Raw genomic sequence first — 4,748 nt, 5'->3', positions numbered from 1 at the left:
TATAAAGTGGGCCAGCTCAACGGAGCGCTGCTGGAAGAATTGACCCAACTCGCGTGGAAAGCTGACCAAGGCGACACGGAATCAGCGGAACAACTGGACCCATATTTAGCTGATCTGGATGCACTTGAAACCCAGCTTACCATTCGGTCTAATCCTAATGGAGAACTTCAGCAACTTCAGGCGGATTTTGAGCACACCATAGGCAAACTGGCACTGGCGTTTCAGCTGGACAAGTTTCCGGTGTCGCATAAAGAAGAAGCTCTGGAGCTTTTCAGGGCACACGGGTACATCATTGGCGTCGATTTTGATGGGGTATTTAAACAAGCCTCTACCAAAGAATCGAAGCCCGCCGTACAGCCCAAAAAGAAATCGGACCAATCAACGTTTAAGTTTAGTGACACCAAGCTTTCGGAATTTGCTCCCATCAAACTGACGGCTTCCGAGCGTCACAAGGCCAACGAAGCGGCCATCGGGGTACTTCAAAAGGAAGACCGTGCGATTACCAAATCCGATATCGACCTGCTCCGCTCTTACACCGGTGCCGGCGGACTCGGTTACACCGAATCCACCGAACAGTCCAAACGGGGACTCCTTAATGAGCACTATACCTCGTACCCTGTGGTCAAACTCATCTGGGATAAGCTTCAAAACATGGGCGTCACGGGTGGTAATATTTTAGAGCCCGGTTCCGGCGTGGGTAACTTTGCGGGTTTCCTTCCCGACCGCGAAAAATTTCGCATGGTTATGATTGAACGCTCGGCCATCAGTTCACGCATAGCAAGTCTTTTGTACCCGATGCAGACCGTGCGCCACGAAAACTTTGCAGACACCGATTTATCTCTGTACAACCTCACCGGCGTGGTTGGGAACGTGCCGTTTGGCGACCTGAAGATTCATGCCTCCCGCGACCCGCTGGCTCCGCTTAGCCCCCGCATTCACGATTATTTTATCCTGAAATCCCTGGACGCTTTAAAGCCCGGAGGATTTTTGGCTGTGATCAGCTCAACCGGTACGATGGACAAAAAAGACCCGTCCATTCGGCAGGCAATGGTACAACGCGCCCATTTTGTTGGAGCGTATCGGCTACCTTCTACGGCGTTTAAAGACAACGCCGATACCACGGTAACTACCGATATTCTTTTCTTCCAGAAATATGGAGAGCACCAGGGCGAAATCCATCCGGACGTGGACTCCACACTTAACCGATTGTTTGCACAAGAGGAGCTGATCGAAAGCACGGTGAATTACAACGGGGAAACCTACACGGCCTATTACAATCCCTACTTCAAAGAGCACCCAAGTCATTTGTTAGGCGAACATATTCAGGGGCACCACGTACAGTTTTATTCCCGCATGGGCGTGAAAGGCGACCTCACTGAAGGCCTCATTCAACGGGTGTTATCTGACGGACTGTCTTTTCCTTACACGCTTCCGGTCGAGATGCCGTTATACAATATTCCCGATGATGGCATTATGCTCGACCTGCCAAGGTCGTACCATCCGGGAAATATCATCTTCCACGAGAATCATTTTTACGAGAAACAGCGACGGTTTTTCAAGCGGCTTACGCTTAAAGGTGGCTCCGGGCTGGATTCTCGCATCGGCTCGGCTTGCCTGCTGCTCGACAAATACGATGATTATATAACCGCGCTGGCGCAGGAAACGGGCGAAAAAGACGCTCTGCGAGCCGAGTTCAAACAGCTTTTATCAGGCCACATCGAGCAGTATGGTATTCCCGATGAAGACGAAGACATCCGCAAGGTGTTTAAGTTCGACAACCGGCTCTATAAGCTCACGACGCTCGTGAAGCGAGATCCGCTTAACGGGGAACTGGTTTACGCGGACATCATCGATGCCGATTCAATGTTCAACCGCAACTACGTGCCCGCCGTCAAAGACTCCGACGATCTGGCCGAGCTGGCGATGTTTGGGCGTAGTATTGGTGAGACCCTGGATATTGACTTCTACCAGTCGGTGTACAAAGGAGGAACGGCCAGCAAAGAAGACTTAGAAAAAGCACTGGAAGATCACCCTGACTTTTACTGGAATCCGGCAACCGGAAACCACGAATTTCGCTACCAGTACCTCTCTGGTAATGTGCGCGAAAAACTTCAACTCGCCCAAGAGCACGAGCTGGAAAAGAACATCAAGGCACTCGGGGAAGTCGTGCCCGAATGGATCGACGTGTACAATATCACCGTGGACCCGCAGCACGTGTTCACCTACCTGCCTGCCAAAGCCATTGAAGAATGGATTGCTGGTGAAATGAACTACGACAAGGTGGAAATCGGCCTAGTCAAAGACAAAGCCGATCTGGGCAACCGGTTCTACATGAAGCTGCGAAAATGGGGACGGTACATTTCTACCGGCGATGAAACCCCGGACGACATCAACCTGGGTTGGGGCGAGACGCCGTTCACCAAGATCATTACCTCTTACATTCAGGACAGCACGTTTCCGCTTAAATTCTATGATGAGGACGATACCCTGATGCCTTCGATGACGCTGAAGGAAGCGCAGTCCATGAAGGGCGAACGCGGCCAGATGCTCATCGAACGGGCGCGAAAAATACAGCGCCAAAACAACAACCGGATGCTCACGCACGTGCCCAAAAAGTTCAACAACTGGGTGCGCACCAAAGCCTCTTCCGAAGTCCGGGGTTTGATCGAAACGGCTTACAACCAGACTTACAACGCGGTGATTAATCCGCCCTTTGACGGGCGCACGCTTCGGGTTCGGGGCATGAGCGACACCTTCTACGGGGTGAAAGACTTCACCGTGTACAAGCATAACCGCGCTATTGCCGAAAAGTTGGTCTGGAACGGCAAGGGTGCCAACTGCCACGATGTGGGAGCAGGTAAAACGCTAGCCTCCATTATTACCTCTCAAGTGCTCATCCAGCAGGGAGCCGCCCGAAAACCGATGTTTGTCGTGCCCGGCAAAGTGCAGGAAAAATGGGTAGAAGAATACCTGATGCTCTTTCCCGACGCCAAGGTCCTCAACATGAAAATGGTGGGTGACGACAAGCACAAAGAGCTTACAATGGCCCAGCTTTACAACTGGGACGCCATCTTTATCGCCGACCACGCGTTTAAATCGCTTCCGCTATCCCCAGCTGAGCAGGCTCGCATTTACTCCGAGCGTATCGACTACTTCAACCAAATGCTGGAGAACTTCGAGGATCTGCTTGAGGAAGACGAGGCCATCTCGAAAGCGGCCAAAACCTCCATGATGAAACGCATGGAGAAGCAGATGGAAGAATGGGAAACCAAGCTCCGCAATGTGGCCCACGCCAAGCGTCTGGAAACCGATATTTTCTTTGACGAGCTGGGCGTGGACTGCCTGTTCTTTGACGAGGCGCATTTCTACAAAAACGCCCTTGGCTCGGCCAAAGCCGCCAAGTTGGGAATTTCGGCCAACAAGCCTTCCCAGCGAGCCGAAGACGCCCTGCAAAAAACGCGGTGGCTGTTCAGCAAAGTGGGCCATAAAAACGTGTTTGTGCTTACCGCGACTCCGGTAGTCAACTCTCCGGTGGAGGTATGGCACATGCTCAACCTGTGCGCCCCGGATCTGCTGGCCAAATACGAAATTGAAAACCTCGACAACTTCATCAACCTGTTTGTCCGGGAAGAAGAAAAGATCGTCAAAAAGACCAACGGAGAATACCGCTCCGAGCGCGTGGTGGCCGGGTACTACAACCTGCCGGAAATGCGCAAGATCATTGACGAGGTAATGGACATCAAGAGCTACGATCAGCTCATCGGTTTCTACAAGGAATTCCCAGACTATATTCAGGACGAGTCCGGAAACACGGTTAAAGGTAAAGACGGAAAGCCCAAGGTGCTCGAACCCAAATTCAAGCGCCCCAAGGCCAGCACTCGCAACATGATTATTGAGCCGAGCGAACTACACAAGCTGCTGTTTGATGACATTATTCTCCGGGCCAATGAGGTCATTGCCTGCATGAAAGACCGGCAGTGCGAAACCCGCGACAACTTCCTCGTAATCACTGGCGATGGCAGCAAAATTGCGACCGATCTGCGGGTTTACGACAAGGATTTTGAAGGTATTGACCGGTCCTACCTCAAGCTTGGAGCGATGGTCGAAAACGTGGCCGCTTCCTACATGGCCCGTTCCAATCCTTCCCCCGAATTGGTGGCCGAAGACGTGTATGGCGACTACTTTAACCGGCCAGGCAGAGGGCAAGTGCCTCTCACTCCTCCGCATCTGCGCCAGAACCCCTCCCATATTGAAGTGATTACAAGCAAGGGCGTTGTAAAAGAAAAGAGAGGCTACTGGGTGGTCTGGGATGAAAAGAAAGAAGTGTATGAGCCCCTGCATATTCTGGAGCCCAAAAAACCTGAACATACGTGGAGCGAAGGCATCTTTGGCAGCGAAAAAGAGGCTACACATCGCGCCGAAAAGCTTAATAAAGAATGGGAGCAGATTAAAGCAAGCCGATCTAACCCTGAAGTGCCCGCCATTCGAAACCAGATTATTTTCTGCGACTGGATCAGCTTGCACAACTCCGGTGGTGGGAGCTTCCATCAGCTCATCAAATCCGAGCTGGTCAAAGCTGGCATCCCGGAGGGCGAAATCGCCATCATCAACGGGGCGATCATTGGCACCGGAAAAGACGGCAAAGACTATTTTGTGAGTAGCAAGGATGACAAGGAAGCGCTTAAGAAAGAAGTGCAGGACGAGTTTAACCAGGGTAAGTACCGTGTGGTCATTGGCAATCAGTCGAT

The 4,748-nt window shown here is 51.8% G+C and carries 1 protein-coding gene; it reads left to right on the top strand.

Going from position 1 to position 4,748, the window contains the following annotated elements; genetic code table 11:
• A partial coding sequence (locus B151_RS0117270) for a hypothetical protein (protein ID WP_020404891.1) occupies positions 1 to 4,748 on the top strand: 4,748 nt, incomplete at both ends.

It is taken from the genome of Gracilimonas tropica DSM 19535, assembly GCF_000375425.1.
Taxonomy (GTDB): Bacteria; Bacteroidota; Rhodothermia; order Balneolales; family Balneolaceae; genus Gracilimonas; species Gracilimonas tropica.
Note: the sequence above shows the minus strand (reverse complement) of the source record. Positions and strands in the feature narration are given on the sequence as shown.